Raw genomic sequence first — 23226 nt, forward strand, 5'->3', positions numbered from 1 at the left:
TGACCTTACTGGCGGGGCCGGCTTTCCGGTCCCGCCACCATCCTTGCAAGAGTGCCCATGGTTGCCATCGCCGACGAAAAAGCAGTCGCCAGACCCCGCAGGGCGGCGCGCCTGCCGCACAGTTTCGACCGGGTGTTTGCCTCGCTGACGCTGGCGGCGGCATTGGCCGTCCTCGTCGTCCTGTCGGGCGTTTTCCTGTCGCTCGGCATCGGCGCCTGGCCCGCGCTCAGAACCTTCGGTCCGGCCTTCTTCGTCACGGCGGCCTGGAACCCGGTGACCGACAAGTTCGGTGCGCTGGCGCCGCTCTGGGGCACGCTTGTCACCTCGGTCATCGCCATGCTGCTGGCCATTCCCTTCGGCTTCGGCATCGCGATCTTCCTGACGGAGCTCTGTCCCCGGCCCTTGCGCCGGCCCATCGGCATCGCGCTCGAACTCCTCGCCGGCATTCCCTCGATCATCTACGGCATCTGGGGCATGTTCGTGCTTGCCCCCTTCATGCAGACGTCCGTCCAGCCCTTCCTGATCGACACGCTCGGCAATCTGCCCGTCATCGGCGCCGCCTTCGCCGGCCCGCCCTACGGGATCGGCGTTTTGACCGCCTCGCTGATCCTGGCGGTCATGGTGCTGCCCTTCATCGCCTCGCTGTCGCGCGATGTCTTCATGACGGTGCCCGATGTGCTGAAGGAAGCGGCCTACGGCATGGGCCTGACGACCTGGGAAGTGAACCGCCACATCGTCATTCCCCATGTCCGCAGCGCGCTCGTCGGCGGCGTCATGCTGGCGCTCGGCCGCGCCCTCGGCGAGACGATGGCCGTCACCTTCGTCATCGGCAACGCGCATCGCATCTCCGCGTCGATTCTCGCGCCCGGCACGACGATTTCGGCCGCCATCGCCAACGAGTTCACCGAGGCGACGACACCGCTCTACACCTCGTCCCTGATCGCGCTCGGCCTGCTGCTCTTCGCGCTCACGTTCATCGTGCTGGTCGTCGCGCAACTGATGCTCGCGCGCATCCGGCGCAAGGCGGAGGGCTGAACCGATGGCAAGCCGCATGGCCAGACGACGAGCCGTCAACGCCGTGATGATGACGCTGAGCGCCGGTGCCGCGTTGGCCGGCCTCGTCGTCCTCGCGCTCATCCTTTTCCATCTTGTGGTGCGCGGCGCAGCCGGCCTCGGAGCATCCGTCTTCGCGCTGGATACGCCGCCGCCGGACGGGATCGGCGGTCTCAGGAACGCGATCGTCGGCTCATTCCTGATGAGCGCCGCAGCCTTGGCGATCGGCGCGCCGATCGGCATCCTCGCCGGCACCTATCTTGCCGAATACGGCCGCTACAGCCGCCTGTCCGCCGTGCTCCGGATCATCAACGACATCCTGCTCTCGGCACCCTCCATCGTCGTCGGCCTCTTCGTCTACGAGATCCTGGTGGTGACGCTCGGGCATTTCTCGGCGCTCGCCGGCGCAGTCGCCCTCTCCATCCTCGTCATCCCGACCGTCGTGCGCACGACGGAGGACATGCTGCGCCTCGTCCCCGACAGCCTGCGCGAGGCTGGCATCGCCATCGGCGCGCCGCGATGGGTGGTCATTCGCAAGGTCTCCTACCGGGCTGCCCGCGCCGGCATGGTCACGGGCATCCTGCTGGCGGTCGCCCGGATCGCCGGAGAGACCGCGCCCTTGCTCTTTACAGCGCTCAACAACCAGTTCTTCAGCCTCGATCCGCTGGCGCCGATGGCCTCGCTGCCGATCGTGATCTTCCAGTTCGCGCTCAGTCCCTATGAGAGCTGGCAGAACCTTGCCTGGACCGGCGCGCTGCTGATCACCGTCACCGTGCTGGCGCTGTCGGTCGTCGCCCGCATTCTGACCCGCACAAGGGACGAAAGATGAGCAATGAACCTCTCCTTGACCGGCACCCGCAGGACGCGGCGGCGGCCGCCCCGGCCAAGGCGCGCCAGGCGCCCGTCCGTGTGTCGATCCGCAACCTCAATTTCCATTACGGGCAGACGCGGGCGCTGAAGGACATCAACCTCGACCTGCCGGACCGCACGGTTACCGCCTTCATCGGCCCCTCGGGTTGCGGCAAGTCCACTCTGTTGCGGGTGCTCAACCGCATGTACGACCTTTATCCGAACCAGCGGGCGGACGGCGAGGTGCTGCTCGACGGCGACAACATCCTCGCGCGCGGCGCGGACCTCAACAACCTGCGCGCCAGGGTCGGCATGGTCTTCCAGAAGCCGACGCCCTTTCCGATGTCGATTTTCGAGAACATCGCCTTCGGGCTGCGCCAGTCGACCGACATGGCCGGAAGCGAGATCGCCGACCGTGTCGAGCAGGCGCTGCGCCGCGCCGCGCTCTGGGACGAGGTCAAGGACAAGCTCGGCAAGTCCGGCCAGAGCCTGTCAGGCGGCCAGCAACAGCGGCTCTGCATCGCCCGCACCATCGCGGTCGAGCCGGAAGTCCTCCTTCTCGACGAGCCGGCCTCCGCGCTCGATCCGATCTCGACCGCCAAGATCGAGAACCTGATCGAGGAACTGAAGGAGGATTATTGCATCTGCATCGTCACCCACAACATGCACCAGGCGATCCGCGTCTCGCAGAAGACCGCCTTCATGTATCTCGGCGAACTCGTCGAGGCGGGGGACACCGAGCAGATTTTTGTGACGCCGCGCAACGAGCGCACGAAGGACTATGTCACCGGCCGCTTTGGCTGACGTCGGAGGCTATTACTTCTCCGGCTAAATAAATAGATGCCTCGCCTTAGCAGATGCGCGGGAGTTGCTCGCCCACGAGCATGTCGACGATGCGGCTACCGCCGAAAAGCGTCTTCATCTCGACGCGTCCAGCCGTTCCCTCGGTGACGCTGCCGATGATCGCCGCATCCCGGCCTTCCGGCACTCTGCGCATGGCGGCAAGCGCCGCCTCGGCCTCATCCGGCGGCACGAAAAGAACCAGCGTGCCCTCGTTGGCAAGATAAAGCGGATCGAAGCCGAGGATCTCGCAAAAGCCGCGAATGTCGGGCTTCAACGGCAGGGACGTTTCCTCCAGCACGATCCGAAGGCCCGCCGACGCCGCGATTTCGTTGAGCGCGGCCGCAAGCCCGCCACGGGTCGCATCGCGCGCGGCGCGAAGATTCGGGGCGGCCTTGGCGACGGCCTCCATCAGTGCGTTCAGTGGCGCGCAATCGCTGGCGATGTCCGTCTCGAGCGCAAGGTCGCCGCGCGCCGCAAGGATCGCCGCACCGTGGTGGCCGAGGAAGCCGTTGACGATGGCAACGTCGCCCGGCCGCACCCGGTGTGCGCCGAGATCGGTGCCAGGCGGGATGACGCCGACACCGGCCGTGGTGACGAAGAGCTTGTCGGCGGCCCCCATCGCCACGACCTTGGTGTCGCCCGTGACGATGGCGACACCGGAAAGGTCGGCGGCTTGCCGCATGGACGCCGCGACCCGGCGCAGCGTCTCCACCTCGCAGCCTTCCTCGATGATGAAGGAGGCCGAGAGCCATTTCGGTTTCGCGCCGCCGACGGCCAGATCATTGACCGTGCCGTAGACGGCGAGTTTGCCGATATCGCCGCCGGGAAAGAACAGCGGATCGACGACAAAGCTGTCGGTGGTGAAGGCGAGCCGGCCGCCGTTCAGAAGCTCGGGCGTCGGATCGAGCCGGGCCTGGTCCTCCATGGCGCCGGTCTCGGGGTTGTAGAAGGCCGAGACGAAGACGTCCTCGACGAGGTCGCGCATCGCCTTGCCGCCCCCGCCGTGGGCGAGGGTGACGCGGGTCGCGTTGGTCTTGTGGAAGGCGGGCTTTACGGGAGGCATGGGGGCGTTCATTCCGCTGCCTCCAGACGGGCGCCGCCATATTGGTAATAGGCGGCGCAGGCGCCTTCCGAGGAGACCATCAGCGCGCCGAGAGGGTGCTCCGGCAGGCACTCAGTGCCGAATTTCGGACAGGCGGTCGGCTTCACGAGACCCTTGATGACGTCGCCGCAGCGGCAGCCTTCCGGCTCGCGGCCGGAGGTCTTGCCGGCGCCATAGCCGACGCCGAATTTTTCCTCCGCATCGAAGGTGGCGAAGGCGGGCCGGATCTTGACGCCCGAGTGGTCGATCTCGCCAAGCCCGCGCCAGTCGAATTTCTCGCGCGGCTCAAAGACGGCATCGATCGCGGCCATGGCCTGCGGGTTGCCATCCTCCGGCACCACGCGGGCATACTGGTTCTCGATCTCGGCGCGGCCCTCGGCGAGTTGCTCCAGCACCATGGCAACGGATTGCAGAAGGTCGAGCGGCTCGAAGCCGGCAATCACGAGTGGCTTGCCGAACTCCTCGGCGATGAAACGGTAGGGCTTCGCGCCGATGATCATGGAGACATGACCCGGCCCGACGAAGCCGTCGATCCGCATCTCCGGGTCTTCCAGGATGGCGCGGAGCGGCGGCGGCACCAGGATGTGGTTGCAGAAGAGCGAGAAATTGGTGACGTCGTCTCGCGCGGCGGCAAGCACGGTCAGTGCGGTTGCCGGCATCGTCGTCTCGAAGCCGAGCCCGAAGAAGACCACCTGCCGCTCCGGGTGCTTCCTCGCGAGCGCCAACGCGTCGAGCGGCGAATAGACCATGCGGATGTCGGCGCCGTCCGCCTTCGTCTGCAGGAGGCTCTTCGAGGTGCCCGGCACGCGCATGGCATCACCGAAAGTCGTGAAGATGACGCCCTCGCGCTCGGCGATCTCGATGCAGTCGTCGACCCGGCTCATTGGCAGCACGCAGACCGGGCAGCCGGGGCCGTGGACGAACTCGAGGCCCGCCGGTACCAGTCGGTCGAGGCCGTAGCGGAAGATCGCGTGGGTGTGTCCGCCGCAGATCTCCATGACGTTGACCGGCTTGTCGGCCGTGCCGCCGGCGAGCGGAACGAGATGCTCGATGCGGGCGAGAAGCTTGCGCGCGAGCGCCGGATCGCGGAATTCGTCGACGTATTTCATTGCGAGGCCTCCAGCATCTCGGCCGAGCGGCGCATGGCCTCGATTTCCTCTTCGGCCTCGCCGAGTTCGGCAAGGGCCGCGAGCGTGAGGCGCGCCTCCTCCTCGTCGATGAGGCTGAGGGCGAAGCCGACATGGACGAGCACCCAGCCGCCGACGACGTCGTCCACCTTGTCGGTGACGACGCAGGCGAGATTGACCTCGCGCCGGACGCCGGAGACGTCGACGAGGCCCATCAGGCGCTCCGGATCGGTGATCGCGATCACCTGGCCGGGAATTCCGAGACACATGGCTTCCTCCAGTGCGCGCGAGGCGCCCTAGATCACGATGCGATTGGATCGAATTGGTCCAATCTCATAAAACGTGATCGGTTCTTATAATCTGGAGCGGGATTGCGAAAACGGCTGACACATTTCGCAATCCCGCTCTAATTGATCCGCTCTGCCGGCGGTTCGTCTTCGTGCTCGCCAAGGACGATCGGCACTTCGCCCTCGGGCTCCAGAATGCCGTAACGGTCGAGCTTGGAGCGCAGGCCGACGCGGGAGAGACCCAGTTCCTCGGCCGCGCGCGACTTGTTCCAGCGGTGGCGGGCAAGCGTCTCGCGCAGGATGCGCGCCTCCATCCGCTCCACCCGTTCCTTGAGGTCGCCGCCGCCGCCGATATGCAGTTCGATGTCGTCGTCGCGCTCGTCGTCCGGCTCGGCGGCCAGCAGCACATGCCGTTCGATGAGGTCGGCGCCGAGCACCGGGCCCTCGGTCAGCATCAGCATGCGCGTGACCTGGTTTTCCAACTCACGAATGTTGCCCGGCCAGCGGTAGCGGGCGAGCGCTTCCAGCGCCTCACGCGAAAACCCTTCCACTGGCTTGCCGTGGCGGCTTGCGGCGCGCGCCAGCAGGGCGAAGGCGATCGCCTCGATGTCCGAACGGCGCTCGACGAGCGCGGGCACCCGGATCGGCGAGACGGCGAGGCGGAAATAGAGGTCCTCGCGAAACTGCCCGGACCGGGCCTCGCGAAGAAGGTCGCGGTTGGTGGCGGCGATCACACGCACGTCCACCTGCCGTGTCTCGTTGGCGCCGACGGGGCGGATTTCGCCCTCCTGCAGGAAACGCAGCAGCTTGAGCTGGAAGGCGGGCGTCGTGTCGCCGATCTCGTCGAGCAGGATCGTGCCGCCGTCCGCCTGTTCCAGAAGGCCGACGCGGGAGGAATGCGCGCCGGTGAAGGCCCCCTTGCGGTGGCCGAAGAGTTCGCTTTCCAGAAGCTCGTCGGGGATCGCGCCGCAGTTGACTGCGTGAAACGGCCGGTCGGAGCGCCGGCTTGCATAGTGGATGGCGCGCGCGATCAGTTCCTTGCCAGTGCCGCTCTCGCCGAGAATGAGCGCCGGGATGTCGAAACGGGCGACCTTTTCGGCCAGCGCGCAGACCGCGTTCATCGGCGAAGTCGGCGTGCGCACGATCGTGTCGAAGCTGTAGCCGCGCTTCACCTCGGCCTTCTTGGCCGAAAGCTTGGTCTCGACCGAATGTTCCAGCAGCTTCATTTCCAGCGACAGGCGGTCGTGGTCGCGCTGCAACTGGTAGAGGCGCACGCCGTTGCGCGCGGCCATCGTCAGTTCGTCCGGATGCCAGGGCTTGGCGATGAACTGGTAGATGCCCGCCTCGTTGACCGAGCGGATGATGTCCTCGACGTCGGTGTATCCGGTGATGATGATGCGCATGACGTCGGGCCAGCGCTGGCGCACCTGCGCCAGAAGTTCGACGCCTGACATGCCGGGCATCCGCTGGTCGCAGAAGATCACCTGGATCCACTCGTTCTCCAGCACCTCCAGCGCCTTCTCTGCGCTGGTGACGCCGAAGACCTGGAACTCGTCCTCCAGAATGCGCTCGATCGCCTCCACCGAGCGCGGCTCGTCGTCGACGACAAGAACGGCAGGGAGGGGGCGCCTGGCCATGACCCTATTCTCCGGCGGCAAGGCGCAGGCGCGCGACCTGCGCCTCCGCCGCGGCAATGGTGCGGGCAAGCACGGCCTTGCGGCGGATGTCGATCCAGCCGATCCAGTCGTCGAGCCCTTCGCCGGTCTTCGCCGAGACATGCAGGATATCGATCGACGGGTTGATGCGCCGGGCATTCGCCTCGCAGGCCGCGACGTCGAAGTCGAGATGCGGCAGGAGGTCGGTCTTGTTGAGGATCATGAGGTCGCTCGCGGCGAACATGTCCGGATATTTGAGCGGCTTGTCCTCGCCCTCGGTGACCGAGAGGATCGCGACCTTCGCCTCCTCGCCAAGGTCGAAGGCGGCCGGACAGACGAGATTGCCGACATTCTCGATGAAGAGGACGCCGCTGTCGGTCGGGCCGAGATGATCGAGCGCGTGGCCGACCATATGCGCGTCGAGATGGCAGCCCTTGCCGGTGTTAACCTGGATGGCGGGCGCGCCCGTCGCGCGGATGCGGTCGGCGTCGTTGGTGGTCTGCTGGTCGCCCTCGATAACGGCGACGGGAAGCCGCCCGGCGAGGCGGTTGATCGTGGCAACAAGCAGGCTCGTCTTGCCGGAGCCGGGGCTGGAGACGAGATTGAGCGCCAGCGTTCCGGCAGCCTCCAGCCGGCGGCGGTTGTCGTCCGCATAGCCGTCGTTCTTGGCGAGGATATTCTGCTCGATTTCGACCATCCGCGCCTGCGAGAGTCCTGGCGCATGGGCATGCGCCGGCCCCTTGCCATAGTCGAGGTCGCCGCCTTCGCCGTGGGCATGCCCGTGGCTATGGTCGTGATCAAGCGCGTGGTCATGGCCGTGAGGATGATCATGATGATCGTGATGATCATGGCCGTGACGGTGGCCACCGGCCTTTTGGCCCTCGATCGTCGCGCCGTCGCCGGCACAGCCGCAAACCGTGCACATCAGATCACCTCCAGGTCCTTGATGCGGAGTTCACCTCCGCCGGTGACGGTCACCATGCTGCCGCCGCAGGTCGGGCAGTCGGCATCGCGGCGCGTCACTGCAAATGATTGCGAGCAGTCGAAGCACCAGGCCTCGCCGGTGCGTTCCAGGATTTCCAGTTCGGCGTCTTCGGCCAGCGTGCCGCGCGTCGTCACCTCGAAGCCGAAGCGCAGCGCCTCGACCTCGACGCCGCCGAAGCAGCCGATCTCAAGCCGGACGCGCGTCACGCGCGAAAAGCCTTCCTTGACGGCGCTCGCTTGAAGCGCGTCGACGATGCTCTCGCAGATGGACATCTCGTGCATGTCAGGCGGCCTCCCGGATCGGCTCGACGGCCAGACAAGGGTCTGCGCAGGAAAGAGCGATCGCAAGGGCTTTGTCGCGCAATCCGTCGGGAGCCTGCAAGACCGACTGCAGCATCCGCTCCAGAAATCCGCCGGGCGCGATCATCGCCGACGTCGGCGTTTCGATATCATAGCTGCGGATGAGACCGTTTGCGACGGTCGCACGGTGGACGAGTTGCCCGCGCGCGGCCTCGACCCAGGCAACGCCGTCCTCCGAACGCCTGTAGCGCCGCGAGTAGCGGCCGGTTTCGAGTTCGGCGATGAGCCGGGCGGCCTCCCGCAACCGTGCCCACATCCTGACGGCAAGAGTCGCTCCGTCTCTGGCAATGGCTGCGGAAATGGCCTCGTCCTGCCGGCAGCGGGCAAGAATGCTCGGATCGGCGTCCGCAACGGTACGGCCCCAGTCCGCCGGCCATCCGGCAACGGCCCCGAGCGCCGCCAGCGCGACCGTTCCGCGCGGCAGATCCGCGAGCACGTCATGCGCCAGGAAGCTTTCCGCCGGCATGCCGAAGAGATCCTCTTCAAGCTGGACGAGGCGGTCGCCGGAAAGATGGGCAAGGCCGACGAGCGAAGTCCGTCCGGCAACGAAGCCTAGGGCCTCGGGCCAGTCACGCAGCATGACGAGCGCGTGCTCGGTGAGGATCTCGCGGGCGAGCATCAGGTCCGCATCCGGCGGGGGCTGCAGGCCGAGGGCGATCCGCGCCGCTGTGCCATGGGCCATCGGGCAGAGATTGAACAGCAATGGGATGAGGCGAAGCGCGGCCTCGGGCGTTTTGCCGCGAAAGAGCCATTCGCGCGGAACGTCGGTCGTCGTCTCGATCCGCAACGTTTCTCCCGCGATCACGATCCTGAGGCGCGCTTCGTTCATGATCCGGCGCCCTCTGCCGGAGTGGCCTGCCTGCCGGTGAGGAAGGCGCGTCGTGACGCGACCGTATCGAGCACCGCTCCGTCCGTTTCACCGTCAGCGACCGCCTCACCAGCTTCGGCTGCCGCCTCGGCTTCAAGGTCGGCCTCGCGCATCGCCCGGATCTCGTCCGACCGGTCGCCATCCTCGCGGTTCTCGGCGTCGAAAAGTGCCGCCATCACCGCACGCGCGGTGTCGTTCGCCTGAAGCTGGCTGGAAAAGTCCGCCATCGGCGAGAACAGGGAGCAGGCGTAGTAGGGGCCCGTCGTCACGCGCTGGTTGAAGACGAATTCATAGTCGCCGGACGGGAAGGAGAAGACCCGCTTGTCGCCCGTCTTGCAGGTGGACCAGTCGTCGGCGGGCCCCGGCATCACGACCAGATTCATGAACCACGGCACCACGAGGACGCCGAGAAGATGCCCCTCCCACGGCCGAAATCCGACCGTCTCGACATTGAGCGAGCGGTTGGTGAAGGGCGTGTCGCGCATCTTGTTCTGGTGGATGTCGCGAAAGGCCTCCGCCAGCTGACGGGCCTTCTCGATGGCGAGCATCGCCAGCGTCGACGGTGGCGCTTGCGGGGCCGGCGATGTGCCGGCATCGAGCACCATGAACTGGTCGCGCTCGCCGTCGCATTGCGGGCAGCGCCAGTCGCCCGGCAGCGCGACAAAGGGCGTTCCGGGCGGGATCTGGCGGCTTTCGTCCCCGAGCGCCGGATCATAGACCTGCCAGCAGATCTTGCATTCGAGGACGGCGTCGGGTGCGATCCGACCGGCATCGCCGAGATAGGAACCTTCGAAGCGGGCGTTCATGTCAGCGCCTCCGCGACCTCGGCAAGGCGCTCCGCGCTGTCGGCGATGTCCTCGGGCGCGGCAAGCGCGACCTCGGGCACGGTCGTGATCTCGATGGAATCGAGGATCAGCGCGTCCTGCGAATTGTAGTAGCGCACGCGCCAGACATTCGCCCGTGCGGTCTGTTCGATGCGGCAGTTGCCATAGCCGCGCGAGAGGATCGTCACGGCGCCGCGCCCGAGCGCTCGGTCGAGATGATCGAGATCCTCCGGCGTATGCGGCAGGAGCGTCAGGTTGACGACATGGGGCGGGTTGCCTTCGCCCGGCCTTCCCGCATGGTCGAGCACTTCGGTCAGGATCGCCGGGGCATTGACGACGCCGGGACCCGGCAGCGGCGGCTCGGGAACGGCGTCGGACGCGGAGCCGAGCACGACCGTCGGGATCGCTCCGATCTCGATATGCTCGGCGCCGTTCTCGGCAACGCGCCAGACGCCCGCAAAGACGGATTCCTGGATGTCGATCTTTCGGGCGCCCCGGATCGCGATGGCAACCTCGCCTTCGCCCATGGCGTCGGCGACGACCGCGCGGTTCGCCTTGTCGAGATCGGCGATGTCGCGCCGGATCGTGGCAAAGCCCGGCGTCCAGCCCTCGGCGTCTTTAGCCAGATCGGCGAGCACCCCTGCGGCGACGGCGACGGCCTGCGGATCGTCCACCATCGGTGTGTGCGGCTCGAACACCCGCATGCCGGATGGCATGGCGAGATAGGCGAGATCCTCGCCCTCCTCGGCGCCGGGTTGGCTGCCGGGGCCGAAGCCGGCGGGCGGAAACATGAAATTGGCCACCATCGGAGGGCTCCCGGAGTTCAGTGCACGGCTTGCGGTGTGGGACGGTCGAGGATCGCCTCGATCTCGGCGAGATAGTCGGCCCAGTCGCGGACCTTGGCGATGGCGCCGCGCTTCTCGCCGTCCTTGAAGAAGATGAGCGAGGGTACGGGCCAGACGTCGAAGCGCTCGCGCAGCGACTGCTCGATGGAACGGTCGACGACGGCCGGATTGAGCCGCCCGGCAAAGGTGCGGGCAAGCTCCGGCAGGATGACGGCGAGATCGTTGGTCTCGAGATTCTTCACCGGATCGCCGGTGAGGAACAGGACCCGTTCGCCTTGTTGCGAAAGCAGCGTGTCGAGGTTTTCCGCGTTGACGAGTGGATAGTTGAGCTCGCTGACGAGCCGTTCGATCAGGGGGCTGTCCATGCCCGTTCTCCCTAGATTTCTGTAAGGCCTTTGCGGCGGGCTTCTTCCATGTGCGCGGGAAGGGGCGGCTCGCGGGTTGCAAGGTCGGAAAAGAAGGCATCGAGCGAGGCGCCGCTCGCGGCCGCCTGAAGGGCTTCGAGCGCGTCGCGCATGTCGCCGGCTTCCTGCGGGGTGATCTGTCGCCGCGCCGCGCCGAGAAAGACGAGGATGTGGTCGCCGGTACCGGCGTCGGGCACGAGGCGCAGGTCGACGGTCGCCTCGCCCTTTGCCCCTTCGCAGCGCCCGCTTTCGCCCTCGACGCTGAGAATTCGCATGGGCTCGCCGATGCACATCAGCCCTCTCCGAGCATGGCGAGAACGCGGATGTCGCCCTTGCGGAAGGCTTCGTCCTCGCTCGGGCGGCCGTCCTCGTAGGCCCGGCGATCAAGGGGTGACGGGCCGAGGCCGCTGGTGTCGACAGTTGCGGCCTGCCGGGGCCGGACCGTGACGCCGAGGCGTTCGAGTTCCGCGACGGCGACGGCAAGGGCGCCGTCCATCGCCGCGGCCACCACCGGCCTCAGCGAGCCGCCGTAGTCCTCGATCTCCTCGGGCTGAACGCCGATGAGAAGGATGCGCTCCGGTTCCCAGCCGAGCAGCAGGGCGCTCGCCAGAACCTCCTGGAAGCCGGTCTGGTGCAGTGACATCTTCTTGGCGCCCATGAAGGCCGGGACGTTGCCGTCCTCGATCACCTTGAGGGTGCCGGGAGCAAGACCGTAGTCGATGGCGTCGAAGAGAATGAGGGTCCGGCAGTCCTGGATATGCGGCAGCAGGTAGACGCCCTGCGTGCCCCCGTCCATGACGGTTACGGCCTCGCCGCAGTCGTAGCGGCGGTCGAATTCCTCTGCGGCGCGCACGCCGAAGCCTTCGTCGGCCCACAGGAGATTGCCGATGCCGAGAACGAGAATTGTCTTGTCGCTGTCCATCCGGCTCCTCCCCAGGCACCAAGGTGGCAGTTTTCTTTTCAGTTCGCTGTCACATGGTTTTCAATTTGCGTGCCAGTCGGGCGCCAGACATTCGACTCATTCCAATCAAGCGCTTAGCCGAGCATCAGGAAGGCGGCTTCAGAGCGATATGGAAAGAATCTATCCAATTGTCGAGCTGGAGTGGAAAGAAAATTGGCGGCCATTTGGCCGCCAGTTGGTCCCGGAGGGGACGGAAACGCGTTGGTTTGAGGACTGGCCGGATCACTCCGGATCGTCGTCCTTGAAGGTCCGGTGGCCGGAAATCATCGTCGAGACGATGCTCTGGCGGGACATGATGTCCTCGCGGATCGCGACATAGACGTGGATCATCACGAAGGTGAGGATGAACCACATGCCGAGGTGATGCAGCGTGTGGACGTCCATGCTCTGGCCGGCGAGCGGGATCACCCAGCCGAAAAGCTCGCTGGCCCAGCTTCCCGGCTGTGCGCCCTCGCCATAGAGCGCGAAGCCGGTCACGATCATGAAGATCGAGCCGAGGGTGATGAAGACGAACATCGCAATTTGCGCCAGCGGGTTGTGGCCGATGTATTTCTTCGGCCGCTTTTCCAGGAACAGGTACCAGCGGACCTCGGTCAGAACCTCCTTCCACCAGCGTCCCTTCCAGATGGTCGGCAGGAAGAGCTGGCGGGCGTGATGATTGCCGACGAAGGCCCAGTAGATGCGAAAGACGAAGCCGATCGCGAAGATGTAGGCGGCGGTGAAATGGGCAAAGCGGATATAGCCCATCAGGAAGTTGGCGCTCGCCTCGCCCGGCATGGTCGGCAGCGGCGAGCCGATGAAATAGCCGGTGACGGCCAGCGTCAGGATCGCGAAGGCATTGGTCCAGTGCCAGAGGCGCACCGGCGCCTCGTAGACGTAGACCGAGGTGAGGCGGGCCGAGCGTGCCCGGTCCTCCTCGTCGAAATCCGCCGCGACGGCGGTGGCTGCAACGGGCTTTTGAACGTTCATCGCAGCCTCCCTCAACCGGCAAGCATGGCAAGGCCGGCAAGCGCCACGGCGCCCCCGGCCAGCGGAGCGGCAAGACGAAGGGCCGCCAGCCGCCAGCCGGCGAGGCCGCCGGCCGCATGCAGGAGGCTCGTCGCCACCACGAAGCCGGCGACATAGGCCAGCGCCGAACCGCTCGCCTCGACCGCATGGGCATGGCCATGGAAGAGCCCGGCCGCGAAGGTGAGGCCGGCCGCCGCCATGACCGGCAGGCGCGTCTTCAGGGCAAGCGCCGCGCCGAGGAGGACGAGGCTGAGCGCGATGACGCTCTCGGCGCCCGGCAGGCCGACGCCGAAGAAGCCGGTCGTAGCGCCCGCGAGCATGCCGCCGACGAAGCCGAAGGGCAGGGCAAGGCCCTTGCGGGTGCCGTAGTGGGCGGCCCAGAGCCCGACCGTCACCATGGCGAGCAGATGGTCGGTCCCGAGGAAGGGGTGGACGATACCGGCGGCAAAGCCGGAGGTAGCGCCGTGACCCGGATGGGCAAGGGCAGGGCTTGCGATCAGCAGAGCAGCGCCTGCAAGCCCCAGTGTCTTCAGAGATTTCATCTGTTTTTCCTCCCTCAGCGCACCGTGACGGTGGCGAGATCCTGTCCGTCCTCGCTCATCACATGGGTCGAGCAGGCAAGGCAGGGGTCGAACGAATGCAGCGTGCGCAGGATTTCCACCGGCTCGTCCGGCCGCTCCATCGGGGTGTTCATCAGCGAGGCCTCGAAGGCTCCGATGTTGCCCATCGGATCGCGCGGACTGCCGTTCCAGGTGGTCGGCACGACGCACTGGTAGTTGTCGATCTTGCCGTCCTTGATGCGGATCCAGTGGCCAAGGCCACCACGTGGTGCGGCGACCGTGCCGAAGCCCTTGGCCTCCTTCGGCCAGGTGGAGGGATCCCATTTGGCGACATTCGCCGTCGCCGTGTCGCCGGCCTTGATGTTGGCGATCAGCCGGTCGAAGTCGTCCAGCATCATCGCGGCGCAGTAGTGCGCCTCAAGGGCCCGGGCGAGCGTGCGTCCGATGGTCGAGGGCAGCGCCTGCTTGGCCGTCAGCGACGTGCCGGCCAGCTGGTTGAAGGCGGCAAGCGACGTGTCGACCTGATCCTTCACGAAGGGCACACCATGGGCGTAGGCGAGGATATAGCGGGCGAGCGGGCCGACCTCGACCGCGTTGCCGCGCCAGCGCGGCGACTTGATCCAGGAATATTTCGCCGACTCATCGAGCTCCTGGATGTTGGTCCTGGTGCCCTTGAGGCCTGCGCCGAGCACGAAATTCGGCTCGGTTATGCCGTCCCAGGGATGCAGGCCCTTGGCCTCGTCCGGATACTTGTACCAGGAGTGCTGCACGAACTCCTGCACCTGCTCCGGATCGGCCGGATCGATCGGCAGCACCTCGTCCCAGTTGCCATTGAGGATGACGCCGCCCGGCAGCTGGTCGGTCGACTTGTCATAGGGTGTCACGGCATAATCGCCGTAGTCCATGACGTTGGTCGCCGAAAGGCCGCCGCCGTAGAGCCAGTCCTTGTAGAAGCTGGCGATGGCGATCACGTCCGGCAGGTAGACGTTCTTGGAGAACTCGAAGGCTTCCTTCAGCCGCTGGTGGACGAAGTTGAGCCGCTCCATGTTGATCGGCGCGCCTGCGGCGAGGTCGCCGTCCATGTTGATCGCGCAGGGAACGCCGCCGACCATGTAGTTCGGGTGTGGGTTCTTACCGCCGAAGACCGTGTGGATCTTCACGATCTCCTTCTGGAAGTCGAGCGCCTCCAGATAATGCGCCACCGCCATCAGGTCGCCTTCCGGCGGCAGCTTGTAGGCAGGGTTGTCCCAGTAGCCGTTCTTGAAGATGCCGAGCTGGCCGGATTCGACGAATTTCTTCAGCCGGTTCTGGATGTCGCGGAAATAGCCGGGCGACGACATCGGATGCGACGGCGAGACCATCTGTTGCAGTTCCGAGGTCGCCTTCGGATCGGCCTTCAGCGCGTTGACCGGGTTCACCCAGTCGAGCGCGTGCAGGTGATAGAAGTGGACGACGTGGTCGTGCCACTGCAGCGTCTTCGCCATGATCTCGCGGATGAGATGGGCGTTGAGCGGGATCTTGATGTCGAGAGCGTTTTCAACCGCGCGCACCGAGGTGAGTGCGTGGCAGCCGGTGCACACGCCGCAGATACGCTCCACGAAGGCCCAGGCGTCGCGCGGGTCGCGGCCCTTGAGGATCACTTCGAGGCCGCGCCACATGGTGCCGGTGGAGACCGCGTTGCGGATGACGTTGTTGTCGTCGACGTTGACCTCGCAGCGCATGTGACCTTCGATGCGGGTCACCGGGTCGACGACGATGCGCCGGCCGGACGTGTCGAGCGAGAAGCCGTTGGGCGTCTGGATGGTCATCAGACGGACTCCTTGTCCTGATGGGCGCCATGGTCATGGCTGCCCTTGCCGTTTTTCACCTGGGCCCGCTTGAGCGCGCTGACGGCCGCATGGACCGCGATTGCGCCGCCGACGCCGGCCGCCACCGTGCCGCCGATCTCGTCGGCATTGGCCTCGACGCCGAACTGGTGAATGTCGGCGAGACGGGCGTACCAGGAACCCTTGTCCCAGAAGCCTTCCTCCGAGCAGCCGATGCAGCCGTGGCCGGCCTGGATCGGGAAGCTTGTGCCCTCGTTCCAGCGCACCGTGGAGCAGGCGTTGTAGGTGGTGGGTCCCTTGCAGCCCATCTTGTAGAGGCAGTAGCCGCGCCGGGCGGCTTCGTCGTCGAAGGCCTCGACGAACTGGCCGGCGTCGAAATGCGGCCGGCGGTAGCATTTGTCGTGGATGCGCTGGGAATAGAACATCTTCGGCCGGCCGGTGCGGTCGAGTTCCGGGATGCGGTCGAAGGTCAGCATGTAGGTGATGACGCCGGTCATCACCTCGGCGATGGGCGGGCAGCCCGGCACCTTGATGATCGGCTTGTCTGTGATGACCTGGTGGACCGGAGTCGCACGGGTCGGGTTCGGGCGTGCGGCCTGCACGCAGCCGTGGCTGGCGCAGGAGCCCCAGGAGATGATCGCCTTGGCGTGCTCGGCGGCATGGCGCAACTGCTCGACGAAGGGCTTGCCGCCGATGATGCAGAACATGCCGTCCTCGTTGAGCGGCGGATTGCCCTCGACCGCGAGGATATACTGGCCCTTGTAGCGCTCGATGGTGTCTTCCAGCGCTGCTTCCGCCTGATGGCCGGCGGCTGCCATCAGCGTGTCGTCATAGTCGAGCGAGATCATCGACAGGACGACGTCCTTGACCAGCGGGTGGGCCGAGCGGATGAAGCTTTCCGAGCAGCAGGTGCATTCAAGTCCGTGCACCCAGAGGACGGGCGTGCGCGGCTTCGTCTCCATCGCGTGGGCGATGGTGGACGTATAGGCCGGCCCGAGGCCGAGCGCCGTTGCCGTCAGCGAGCAGAATTTCAGAAACGAGCGCCGCGTGACGCCCTGGCGCCGCATGACGTCGTAGAATGTTTCCATGGGCAGCATGGACTGCGTCCTCCCCCGGTTGGTCTTGGGCCCCGCGCATTGGGCGCAGCACCTTCGGGGGAATTCAGCAAAGCTTATGCCATGGAGAAAATTGATTTAATTTCAAGAATTTAAATGCATATAGCGGATCGTTTCCGGTGAGGCGGCTTTCCGGTTCTTTACCCGCGATGGAAAGGCACTTTCCAGATATCGGCCGAGATGCCTGCGAGGCGCGGCGTCAGTCGCCTGCGAGAGCCTGGGCCACCGCGATCACGGCCTGTCCGTAGGCAAGCCCGCCGTCGTTTGCCGGAACCTGCCGCTGCGTCAGCACAGGCAGGCCGCAATCGGCGAGACGGTCCAGCAGCAACTCCATGAGCAACGCGTTCTGCATCACGCCGCCGGAGAGCGCGATCGCGCCCGCACCGTGACGGCGTGCAAGATCCATCGCCAGATCGGCGCAGGCGGTTGCAAAGCCTTGATGAAAGCGCAGGGCAATCGTCGCGGAAGGAACGCCATCCGCGAGATCGGTGAGGAGCGCCCGCCACATCGGCGCCGGGTCAATCCTGGCAAGATCGTCCTCGGAGAGCAGGGCGAACGGATACCCATGGGCATCGGACGCCTCGGTGTCGGATGGCTGGACCGCCAGCCTTGCAAGGCTTTCCAGTTCCATCGCCGCCTGTCCCTCGAAGCTGACGCGGTCGAAGGCAAGGCCGAGTGCCGCGCCGACGGCATCGAACAGCCGCCCGGCGGACGATGTCATCGGCGAGTTGAGACCCTTCTCCATCATGCCGAGCAGTGTTGCGACGGGCTTCGAGGCGAGGCGTTCCTGAAGATCGCTTCCTTCCGGAAGCGGCAGGGCATCGCGGCCGAAGGCCGAAGTAAGCTGTGCGAGAAGATTGCGCCACGGTTCCTGCACGGCGGCCGACCCGCCCGGGAGGGGAACTGGCTTCAGGCTGCCAAGGCGCGTGACATCGCGATAGGTCGAAAGCAGGAGTTCTCCGCCCCAGACCGTGCCATCCAGGCCGTAGCCGGTGCCGTCGAGCGCGATGCCGAGGACCGGAGCACCGTCGAGCGGCCAACCGTTTTCCGCCATCGCCGAAGCGACATGCGCGTGGTGATGCTGAACCTGGAGGAGGGGGAGACCGGCCTTGGCCGCGATCTCCTGCGCCTTCGCCGTCGAGCGGTAGCCGGGATGAAGGTCGCAGGCGATGATTTCGGGTCGGTGGCCGAAGAGCCGGGCGTAATCCTCGATCGCCTTTTCGAATTCGCTGTAGGAAAGCGCGTCTTCCAGATCGCCGATGTGATGCGAAAGAAGCGCCTCGCCGTCGGAAATCTGGCAGATCGCCGACTTGAGTTCGCCGCCAAGCGCGAGCAGCGGCGGCGCATCGGCAAATCCCGGCGGCAGTTCGAGCGGCGCGGGCGCATAGCCGCGTGCGCGGCGCAGCACCCTGAGATCGCCGCCGACCACAGCCGTCACCGAGTCGTCCAGCAGGCGCGCAATGTCGCGGTCATGCAGGAGAAAGGCGTCGGCGAAGGAGGAAAGCTTTTCCAATGCCTCGTCGTTGCCGATCACCTGCGGTTCGCCGGAAAGATTGCCACTGGTCATGACGAGCGGGCGAGCCAGCGCGGCGCAGAGAAACTGGTGCAGCGGCGTCGTCGGCAGCATCCAGCCGAGGACGGAGAGTCGCGGGGCAAGGCTCGGTGCGAGTGCGTCGCCGCCCGCGCGGCTGTCCATGAGCACAATCGGTCCGGCAGGCTCGGAAAGCAGCGCCGCATGGGCGGGCGTGAGATGACAATGGCGGCCGATCATGTCGAGATCGAGCCCCATCAGCGCGAAAGGCTTGTCAGGCCTCCGCTTGCGGCGGCGAAGGTCTGTGACCGCCGCCTCGTTCGTGGCATCGCAGGCAAGGTGAAAGCCGCCGAGCCCCTTGAGGGCGAGGATGCCGCCCGCTGCAATCGTTTCGGCGGCGAGCGTCAGCGGATCGCCGTCGACAGGGGCTCCCTGCCGGTCGAGAAAGGTCAGTTTCGGCCCGCAGGTGGGGCAGGCGATGGGCTGAGCATGGAAGCGCCGGTCGGCGGGGTTTTCATATTCAGTTTTGCATGCGTCACACATGATAAAGGCGCGCATGCGTGTTGCCATGCGGTCGTAGGGAATCGCATCGACGATGGAAAATCGCGGACCGCAATGGGTGCAGTTGGTGAAGGCGTAACCATGTCGTCGCTCGGCGGGTTCGGCGATCTCCGCCCGGCAGGCCGAGCAAACCTGCGCGTCCGGCGTCACTCCCGTCCGCTTCGTTCCGCCCTTCGTTTCGACGATGGAAAAACCGGAGGGCGACACGTCGAGATCGATCGCACGACGGTCCAGCGACCGGATGCGGGCAAGCGGCGGCGCTTCTTCGAGGATCGCCCGGCAGAAGTCGTCGAGCTGGTCTCCGGTCGCACGGATGAGGACGCCTTCGCCGTCATTCAGCACCTCGCCCCGGATTCCGAACCGGGCGGCGAGTTGCCAGACGAAGGGCCGGAAACCGACGCCCTGCACAAGGCCGCGAACGCGGATTTCTTCGGTTTGCATCAGCGGATGATCCGCAAAAGTGGGACCCGGTTTTGCGACAAGATCATGCGGCAAGAAGAAGCTGAAACGGGATCATGGAACATCGCGACGCCATCCCGTTTCAGTGCACCGTGCAGACCATGCACGGGTCAAAGGAGCGCACGATATGCTGCACGGAGACCGGCGTTATCTCGCCCGGCAGGACGGGTGCGCCGGCAAGGGCTTCTTCCACAGGTCCGGGCGCGCCGCGCACATCGCGCGGCGAGAAATTCCAGGTCGTCGGGGCGATGATCTGGTAGGAGCCGATGCGGCCCTTCTCGATCCTGAGCCAGTGGCCGAGCGACCCGCGCGCCGCTTCGGTCAGCCCCTCGGCCTCGGCCGTGTCGGGCAGGTGCATGCGCGCAATGAAAGGCTCTCCCGGCGCCATCGCCCGGATCCAGCCTTCCAGCGCCAGCGTCGTGAGCGCGATCTCGACAAGCCGGGCGACGACGCGCGCCCGGACATTGCCCCGGCCAGCGGTGAGAAGGTCGCTCGCCAGCGGCCTGCCGTCGACGACCTGCCGCGCAAGGGCGCCGACCTCCATGGTTCGCCCCGACAGGCGCGGCGCTTTGCACCAGGAATAGCCCGAAGCCATGTCCTCGTCGGGAACGGTCTTGCCGCGGGAGGGGTGCAGCGTTTCGCCCAGCATCCAGCTGTGGGAGAGATCTTCGGCGATCCTTGCGGTGTCGAGCTCCTGGCGTCGTCCGTCCTCGACCGCGCCGGGGCCAAGAAGGTGGCCGCCGTCGAGCGGATAGGCGCCGAAGGAGAGGAACCGCGCGGGGCCCTTGCCAAGGTCGGCAAGTCCCAGATCGTCCGCGATTGTCAGGAAGAGCCCCAGAAATCCCTTTTCGCCGGCCTTCTGCCATGCCTCAAGGTCACCCGCGCTGGCGAGCGCGGCAACGGTCTCGAGGCTGTCGCCGAAAAGATGCTCCTCCAGCCACTGGCGGAACCGGCGGACGATGGCAATGAGGCGGATGCGGTCGCGGGCATCCGGGGCGCGGGTGGTGCCGCCCGGCTGGATCGACAGCGTATGCGGCCATTTTCCCGCGAGCAGCCCCATGATGTGGAAGAGCTCGGCGCGAGCCCGCATCGCCGAGCGAACGGCCTCGCCGCGCTCGGCTTTGAAGAGGCGAACCGTCTCCGCGTGCCAGGCGCGTCCCTCGTAGATGGGACGGGCGAAATCGGCCATGAAGAAGACGTGGAAATGGGTGAGGTGGTCCGCGATATTCTCCGCCGCATGGATGACGGCGCTCGCGAGTTCCCCGTTGCGCGGCGCGCTGACGCCCGAGGCGGCCGCCAGTGCGCGGGCGGCGGCCACCGACTGCGAGATGGAGCAGATGCCGCAGATGCGCGGCACGACGGTCATCGCATCGCGCGGATCCTTGCCTTCCAGGATGCGCTCGAAACCGCGAAAGAGCGGCGAGTTCGCTTCCGCCGCAACGACCTTGCCGTCCTCGATGTCGAGGCGGATTTCGAGGTCGCCCTCGACCCGGTTGAATGGCCCGGCGATGATGCGTCTCGGGGCGTCGTTCATTTCCGCGTCGTGTCCTTGACGGCGGGCGGCTGGACGATGTGGTCGGCGCGGGCGTTGACGCGCAGGCGCTCCGGCGTTGCCGCCTTCGACAGCGAGGCGAGCGCGATGAACCAGGCCTTCGGCATGTCGGTCGGAAGGCCGATCGGCACGCCGCCGAATTTCGGCGTCTCGGTGAAGACGCGCCCGGGCTCCTCGAACTCCGGCGCCGTGCAGTTGATGCAAGGGTAGCCGCCGCTGGTGCAGGAGCCTTCGCCGTTCCACGGCCGGATGTTGCAGTCCGCATGCGCCTGCGTACCGAGGCAGCCGAGATGCTCCATCATGCAGCCAAGCTCGGAAAGGGCCTCGGCGCTTGCCTTGAATTCGTAGAACTCGTTGCGCGAGCAGCCGTGGTGCACGAGATGGTCGGCATAAAAACGCGGCCGGCCGAGCCGGTCGAGATCGGCGGCGTGGAGACTGTCCTCGGCAAGCAGCATCAGGGCTTCCGTCACCCAGCCCGGATGGGTCGGGCAGCCGGCAATGTTGATCACCGGCAGTCCGGAGCCGGAGCGGAAGGCACCGCCGAGCGCGCCGCCCTCCAGGAAGCCGTCATATTGCAATCCGCAGGCATCCGACGGGTTGTCGCCCGCCGACGTGATGCCGCCATAGGCCGCGCAGGTGCCGACCGCGACCACATGGCGGGCCTTCGCGGCGAGGAGCTTGGTCCAGTCCAGCATGGAACGACCGGTGCCGGCGAGCATGTGATAGCGCCCGGTGCCGTTCGGGCCGCGCACGACGGAGCCCTCGAAGCAGAGGATGTCGAGTTCGCGGGTGCCGCTCGCAATCTCGTCGATCAGGTACTTGACCTCGTCGGCGCTCGCTTCGCTCAGGGTCGGATGCCAGAGCAACTCGACGCCGAAGTCCTCGAAGGTCTCGAAGAGGCCGGGGTTCTCGGCGCACATCATCGACATGGTGCAGCCGCCGCAGCCGGCCGATTGCAGCCAGAGCAGGGTGGTCTTGCGCCGCGTCATGTCGGGATGTCCTCGCCGGCAGGGGCCGATTGGGGGCCGGACAGCGGCAGGCGGATCGTGAAGACGGCGCCGCCATCCTCGCCGTTGCCGGCGCTGAGATGGCCGCCGTGCTCCTCGATGATCTTGTAGCTGATCGAAAGCCCGAGCCCGGTGCCCTTGCCGACCGGCTTCGTCGTGAAGAAGGGCTCGAACAGCTTCGTGCGCGCTTCCTCGGCAATGCCGGGCCCGTTGTCGGCGATGGTGATGACGGCATCCTCGCCATCCTGCCGGATCGTCACCGAGACCACTTGCTCAGCCTGCCCCTCGATGCTGTCGCAGGCGTTCTGCACGATGTTCATCACCACCTGCTGGATATGGCCGCTGCGCCCGGTGATCTCCAGCCGCTCGGGCACGTCGGCATGAAGCGTGAAATGCCGGTCGCGGCCCTTGATGACCCAGCCGATCGCCGTCTGGACCGCCTGGACAAGATCGAAACGCTCGCTCTGGCCACGTCCGTCGGCGGAAAAACGGCGCAGCGATTCCACGATGTCGCGGACCCGCTCGGCACCTTCGAGGGCCCCCGAGATCGCCTCGCGCATGCGGCTCACCGCGCGGTCGACGTTGAGATCCTCGCGCAGCTCGATCAGTTCCTCGCGCGGCGCGCCGGACCAGACCTTCTGGAAATAGGCCTCCAGCCGGCCGACATAGCGCTCCAGCGCGTGGGCGTTGCCGTAGACGAAGCTGATCGGGTTGTTGAGTTCATGCGCGACGCCGGAAACGAGACGGCCGAGCGAGGCCATCTTCTCCGAATGGACAAGCTGCGCCTGCGCGGCCTTGAGCTGCTCGTGCGCGTCATTGAGGCTGGCATAGGCGCGCTTGACCTCGCCGACCGGCCGCCCGATCAGGACCACGCCGACGACGCGTCCGCGCGCATCGAGCCGCGGCGCCGCATGCACCTCGATGGGAATGTCGCCGTTGAGGCCGGCAAGGCAAAGCTCGCGTGCGCCGACCGTCTTGCGCTTGGCGGCAAGCTTCAGCATGTCCTGCAGCGGCGCGGCGCTGGCGCCCGTGAAAAGGTCCTGGATCGCCGAGCCTTCGACCGTCGCCTGGTCGCGGCCGAGCTGAAGTTCAACCGCCCGGTTGATCTGGAGGACGCGCCCCGTCTGGTCGCAGACGATCAGGATGTCGGTCATCGCGCCGAGGACGGAATCCATGAACTGGCGCATGGATTCTAGGTCGGCGTTCTTCTTCTCCAGCTCGACCTGATAGGCCAGAAGATCGGCATAGGTCTCGTCCATCTTCTGGATGACGTCCATCCAGGCGGATTCCATCAGCAGTGACGGTTCGAGACTTGTCCGTTCGATCATGCGCCGATCCTACGCAATCGGCTGGGCTTTTTCCATTGCGGTCGCAACGGATGCCGCCAACGCCTTTGCCACACCCTCAAACCTCTCCACCGTCATTCCCGCGAAAGCGGGAACCCA

Annotated in this window: 23 protein-coding genes; 3 read left to right on the forward strand and 20 right to left on the reverse strand. The window is 66.2% G+C overall.

What is annotated here, in order from left to right; all coding sequences use genetic code 11:
- The first annotated feature begins 57 nt into the window (after positions 1 to 57).
- From pstC to pstB, 3 genes are read left to right on the forward strand one after another with little or no spacing between them, the layout of a single operon-like run.
- The gene (gene pstC, locus HDIA_RS02005) at positions 58 to 1035 is read left to right on the forward strand and encodes a phosphate ABC transporter permease subunit PstC (protein WP_099553881.1); all 978 of its coding nucleotides are present in this window, start codon (positions 58 to 60) and stop codon (positions 1033 to 1035) included.
- A 16-nt stretch (positions 1036 to 1051) separates the two neighbouring features.
- The gene (gene pstA / locus HDIA_RS02010) at positions 1052 to 1882 is read left to right on the forward strand and encodes a phosphate ABC transporter permease PstA (RefSeq protein WP_245884122.1); all 831 of its coding nucleotides are present in this window, start codon (positions 1052 to 1054) and stop codon (positions 1880 to 1882) included.
- The gene (gene pstB / locus HDIA_RS02015) at positions 1879 to 2706 is read left to right on the forward strand and encodes a phosphate ABC transporter ATP-binding protein PstB (protein WP_099553885.1); all 828 of its coding nucleotides are present in this window, start codon (positions 1879 to 1881) and stop codon (positions 2704 to 2706) included. The genes pstA and pstB overlap by 4 nt, the downstream gene beginning before the upstream one ends.
- Before the next feature lie 46 nt (positions 2707 to 2752).
- On the opposite strand, the gene hypE is transcribed toward pstB, so the two are convergent.
- The 20 genes from hypE to HDIA_RS02115 form a co-directional block, all read right to left on the reverse strand.
- Positions 2753 to 3820 carry a hydrogenase expression/formation protein HypE gene (gene hypE, locus HDIA_RS02020; RefSeq protein ID WP_099553887.1) on the reverse strand — a complete coding sequence of 356 codons (1068 nt, stop codon included), beginning with the start codon at positions 3818 to 3820 and terminating at the stop codon, positions 2753 to 2755.
- Complete coding sequence (gene hypD, locus HDIA_RS02025; protein WP_099553889.1) at positions 3817 to 4956, reverse strand: hydrogenase formation protein HypD; 1140 nt, start codon at positions 4954 to 4956, stop codon at positions 3817 to 3819. Before hypD ends, hypE begins: the two co-directional genes overlap by 4 nt.
- Positions 4953 to 5243 (reverse strand): HypC/HybG/HupF family hydrogenase formation chaperone, encoded by a 291-nt coding sequence (locus HDIA_RS02030; protein WP_099553890.1) that lies wholly within the window; start codon positions 5241 to 5243, stop codon positions 4953 to 4955. Before HDIA_RS02030 ends, hypD begins: the two co-directional genes overlap by 4 nt.
- A gap of 137 nt (positions 5244 to 5380) precedes the next feature.
- Positions 5381 to 6898 carry a sigma-54-dependent transcriptional regulator gene (locus tag HDIA_RS02035; RefSeq protein ID WP_099553892.1) on the reverse strand — a complete coding sequence of 506 codons (1518 nt, stop codon included), beginning with the start codon at positions 6896 to 6898 and terminating at the stop codon, positions 5381 to 5383.
- A 4-nt stretch (positions 6899 to 6902) separates the two neighbouring features.
- Positions 6903 to 7841: a hydrogenase nickel incorporation protein HypB gene (gene hypB / locus HDIA_RS02040; RefSeq protein WP_099553894.1), complete on the reverse strand. Its 939-nt coding sequence runs from the start codon at positions 7839 to 7841 to the stop codon at positions 6903 to 6905.
- Positions 7841 to 8182, reverse strand: a complete 342-nt coding sequence (gene hypA, locus HDIA_RS02045; RefSeq protein ID WP_099553895.1) for a hydrogenase maturation nickel metallochaperone HypA — start codon at positions 8180 to 8182, stop codon at positions 7841 to 7843. Before hypA ends, hypB begins: the two co-directional genes overlap by 1 nt.
- A 1-nt stretch (position 8183) precedes the next feature.
- Complete coding sequence (locus tag HDIA_RS02050) at positions 8184 to 9089, reverse strand: uptake hydrogenase HoxC (protein ID WP_099553897.1); 906 nt, start codon at positions 9087 to 9089, stop codon at positions 8184 to 8186.
- On the reverse strand, positions 9086 to 9934 hold the full coding sequence (locus HDIA_RS02055; protein ID WP_099553899.1) for a [NiFe]-hydrogenase assembly chaperone HybE: 849 nt from the start codon (positions 9932 to 9934) through the stop codon (positions 9086 to 9088). The genes HDIA_RS02050 and HDIA_RS02055 overlap by 4 nt, the downstream gene beginning before the upstream one ends.
- Positions 9931 to 10758, reverse strand: coding sequence for a hydrogenase expression/formation protein (locus tag HDIA_RS02060; protein ID WP_099553901.1), 828 nt, complete (start codon positions 10756 to 10758; stop codon positions 9931 to 9933). The genes HDIA_RS02055 and HDIA_RS02060 overlap by 4 nt, the downstream gene beginning before the upstream one ends.
- Before the next feature lie 17 nt (positions 10759 to 10775).
- A complete protein-coding gene (locus tag HDIA_RS02065; RefSeq protein WP_099553903.1) occupies positions 10776 to 11162 on the reverse strand; it encodes a thioredoxin domain-containing protein in 387 nt (128 codons plus the stop codon).
- Positions 11163 to 11173: 11 nt separating this feature from the next.
- A complete protein-coding gene (locus HDIA_RS02070) occupies positions 11174 to 11494 on the reverse strand; it encodes a HypC/HybG/HupF family hydrogenase formation chaperone (protein ID WP_099553904.1) in 321 nt (106 codons plus the stop codon).
- The gene (locus tag HDIA_RS02075) at positions 11494 to 12123 is read right to left on the reverse strand and encodes a HyaD/HybD family hydrogenase maturation endopeptidase (RefSeq protein ID WP_099553906.1); all 630 of its coding nucleotides are present in this window, start codon (positions 12121 to 12123) and stop codon (positions 11494 to 11496) included. The genes HDIA_RS02070 and HDIA_RS02075 overlap by 1 nt, the downstream gene beginning before the upstream one ends.
- Before the next feature lie 261 nt (positions 12124 to 12384).
- Positions 12385 to 13131 carry a Ni/Fe-hydrogenase, b-type cytochrome subunit gene (gene cybH / locus HDIA_RS02080; protein ID WP_099553908.1) on the reverse strand — a complete coding sequence of 249 codons (747 nt, stop codon included), beginning with the start codon at positions 13129 to 13131 and terminating at the stop codon, positions 12385 to 12387.
- 11 nt (positions 13132 to 13142) lie between these two features.
- Positions 13143 to 13712, reverse strand: a complete 570-nt coding sequence (locus tag HDIA_RS02085) for a HupE/UreJ family protein (RefSeq protein ID WP_099553910.1) — start codon at positions 13710 to 13712, stop codon at positions 13143 to 13145.
- Positions 13713 to 13726: 14 nt separating this feature from the next.
- A complete protein-coding gene (locus HDIA_RS02090) occupies positions 13727 to 15538 on the reverse strand; it encodes a nickel-dependent hydrogenase large subunit (protein ID WP_197708086.1) in 1812 nt (603 codons plus the stop codon).
- Positions 15538 to 16653, reverse strand: a complete 1116-nt coding sequence (locus HDIA_RS02095; protein ID WP_099553914.1) for a hydrogenase small subunit — start codon at positions 16651 to 16653, stop codon at positions 15538 to 15540. Before HDIA_RS02095 ends, HDIA_RS02090 begins: the two co-directional genes overlap by 1 nt.
- Positions 16654 to 16870: 217 nt before the next feature.
- The gene (gene hypF / locus HDIA_RS02100) at positions 16871 to 19204 is read right to left on the reverse strand and encodes a carbamoyltransferase HypF (RefSeq protein WP_099553916.1); all 2334 of its coding nucleotides are present in this window, start codon (positions 19202 to 19204) and stop codon (positions 16871 to 16873) included.
- A 100-nt stretch (positions 19205 to 19304) separates the two neighbouring features.
- On the reverse strand, positions 19305 to 20756 hold the full coding sequence (locus HDIA_RS02105; RefSeq protein WP_099553918.1) for a nickel-dependent hydrogenase large subunit: 1452 nt from the start codon (positions 20754 to 20756) through the stop codon (positions 19305 to 19307).
- A complete protein-coding gene (locus HDIA_RS02110) occupies positions 20753 to 21763 on the reverse strand; it encodes an NADH-quinone oxidoreductase subunit B family protein (protein ID WP_099553920.1) in 1011 nt (336 codons plus the stop codon). Before HDIA_RS02110 ends, HDIA_RS02105 begins: the two co-directional genes overlap by 4 nt.
- Positions 21760 to 23109 (reverse strand): sensor histidine kinase, encoded by a 1350-nt coding sequence (locus HDIA_RS02115; RefSeq protein WP_099553922.1) that lies wholly within the window; start codon positions 23107 to 23109, stop codon positions 21760 to 21762. Before HDIA_RS02115 ends, HDIA_RS02110 begins: the two co-directional genes overlap by 4 nt.
- Positions 23110 to 23226: the final 117 nt, after the last annotated feature.

It is taken from the genome of Hartmannibacter diazotrophicus (assembly GCF_900231165.1).
Lineage (GTDB): Bacteria > Pseudomonadota > Alphaproteobacteria > Rhizobiales > Pleomorphomonadaceae > Hartmannibacter > Hartmannibacter diazotrophicus.

Coding starts and splice junctions, on each gene's coding strand:
- HDIA_RS02110 (WP_099553920.1), bottom strand. CDS start 21,763: ATGACGCGGCGCAAGACCACCCTGCTCTGGCTGCAATCGGCCGGCTGC.
- HDIA_RS02085 (WP_099553910.1), bottom strand. CDS start 13,712: ATGAAATCTCTGAAGACACTGGGGCTTGCAGGCGCTGCTCTGCTGATC.
- hypF (WP_099553916.1), bottom strand. CDS start 19,204: ATGCAAACCGAAGAAATCCGCGTTCGCGGCCTTGTGCAGGGCGTCGGT.
- HDIA_RS02115 (WP_099553922.1), bottom strand. CDS start 23,109: ATGATCGAACGGACAAGTCTCGAACCGTCACTGCTGATGGAATCCGCC.
- HDIA_RS02055 (WP_099553899.1), bottom strand. CDS start 9,934: ATGAACGCCCGCTTCGAAGGTTCCTATCTCGGCGATGCCGGTCGGATC.
- HDIA_RS02060 (WP_099553901.1), bottom strand. CDS start 10,758: ATGGTGGCCAATTTCATGTTTCCGCCCGCCGGCTTCGGCCCCGGCAGC.
- HDIA_RS02050 (WP_099553897.1), bottom strand. CDS start 9,089: ATGAACGAAGCGCGCCTCAGGATCGTGATCGCGGGAGAAACGTTGCGG.
- HDIA_RS02030 (WP_099553890.1), bottom strand. CDS start 5,243: ATGTGTCTCGGAATTCCCGGCCAGGTGATCGCGATCACCGATCCGGAG.
- HDIA_RS02095 (WP_099553914.1), bottom strand. CDS start 16,653: ATGCTGCCCATGGAAACATTCTACGACGTCATGCGGCGCCAGGGCGTC.
- hypD (WP_099553889.1), bottom strand. CDS start 4,956: ATGAAATACGTCGACGAATTCCGCGATCCGGCGCTCGCGCGCAAGCTT.
- pstC (WP_099553881.1), top strand. CDS start 58: ATGGTTGCCATCGCCGACGAAAAAGCAGTCGCCAGACCCCGCAGGGCG.
- HDIA_RS02070 (WP_099553904.1), bottom strand. CDS start 11,494: ATGTGCATCGGCGAGCCCATGCGAATTCTCAGCGTCGAGGGCGAAAGC.
- hypA (WP_099553895.1), bottom strand. CDS start 8,182: ATGCACGAGATGTCCATCTGCGAGAGCATCGTCGACGCGCTTCAAGCG.
- HDIA_RS02035 (WP_099553892.1), bottom strand. CDS start 6,898: ATGGCCAGGCGCCCCCTCCCTGCCGTTCTTGTCGTCGACGACGAGCCG.
- hypE (WP_099553887.1), bottom strand. CDS start 3,820: ATGAACGCCCCCATGCCTCCCGTAAAGCCCGCCTTCCACAAGACCAAC.
- hypB (WP_099553894.1), bottom strand. CDS start 7,841: ATGTGCACGGTTTGCGGCTGTGCCGGCGACGGCGCGACGATCGAGGGC.
- HDIA_RS02105 (WP_099553918.1), bottom strand. CDS start 20,756: ATGAACGACGCCCCGAGACGCATCATCGCCGGGCCATTCAACCGGGTC.
- HDIA_RS02065 (WP_099553903.1), bottom strand. CDS start 11,162: ATGGACAGCCCCCTGATCGAACGGCTCGTCAGCGAGCTCAACTATCCA.
- pstA (WP_245884122.1), top strand. CDS start 1,052: ATGGCCAGACGACGAGCCGTCAACGCCGTGATGATGACGCTGAGCGCC.
- cybH (WP_099553908.1), bottom strand. CDS start 13,131: ATGAACGTTCAAAAGCCCGTTGCAGCCACCGCCGTCGCGGCGGATTTC.
- HDIA_RS02090 (WP_197708086.1), bottom strand. CDS start 15,538: ATGACCATCCAGACGCCCAACGGCTTCTCGCTCGACACGTCCGGCCGG.
- pstB (WP_099553885.1), top strand. CDS start 1,879: ATGAGCAATGAACCTCTCCTTGACCGGCACCCGCAGGACGCGGCGGCG.
- HDIA_RS02075 (WP_099553906.1), bottom strand. CDS start 12,123: ATGGACAGCGACAAGACAATTCTCGTTCTCGGCATCGGCAATCTCCTG.